This window comes from Paenisporosarcina sp. P4_B8 (genome assembly GCF_056402175.1).
The window spans coordinates 1-574 of the sequence record NZ_JBFUHX010000054.1 but is presented as its reverse complement, the minus strand read 5'-3'; the positions used below and the strand labels follow the sequence as shown (position 1 = coordinate 574).

General features: G+C 47.8%; 4 tRNA genes. All 4 read right to left on the bottom strand.

Annotated elements, in window-relative coordinates:
* Window positions 1–37: 37 nt before the first annotated feature.
* Window positions 38–113: transfer RNA gene (locus AC1DSK_RS17485), tRNA-Asp, on the bottom strand.
* A gap of 3 nt (window positions 114–116) precedes the next feature.
* Window positions 117–193 (bottom strand) — tRNA-Met (locus AC1DSK_RS17480).
* A gap of 178 nt (window positions 194–371) precedes the next feature.
* Window positions 372–464, bottom strand: a tRNA-Ser gene (locus tag AC1DSK_RS17475).
* Window positions 465–476: 12 nt separating this feature from the next.
* Window positions 477–553, bottom strand: a tRNA-Ile gene (locus tag AC1DSK_RS17470).
* Between the last annotated feature and the right edge of the window lie 21 nt (window positions 554–574).

Here is a 574-nt window from a genome sequence, read left to right as displayed (position 1 = left end):
TCTTTGCTTATTCCAATTCTTAACACTTCATAAAAAATGGCGGTCCCGACGGGAATCGAACCCGCGATCTCCTGCGTGACAGGCAGGYATGTTAACCGCTACACCACGGGACCATTTGGTTGCGGGGGCAGGATTTGAACCTGCGACCTTTGGGTTATGAGCCCAACGAGCTACCGTGCTGCTCCACCCCGCGATAATGTAATATGTACAAACACTATGATACAACGCTTATGTCGTAGTGGACATCTGCATCGGCTTCGCCTGCTTCGATGTTAATCGCCATCTTTGTTTGGCGATTTCTTTATAGAAAGCGAATTATAACTTGAGTGTCTTAATGTTTTATAAAGTTATTTACCACACACTTAGTAAAATGGAGGAGGTAGAGGGATTCGAACCCCCGCGGGATTTGACTCCCCTGTCGGTTTTCAAGACCGATCCCTTCAGCCGGACTTGGGTATACCTCCGCAGTATATAAGTGGTGGACCTTGCAGGACTCGAACCTGCGACCGGACGGTTATGAGCCGTCTGCTCTAACCAACTGAGCTAAAGGTCCTAAAAGCTAAAGGTCCTAAAA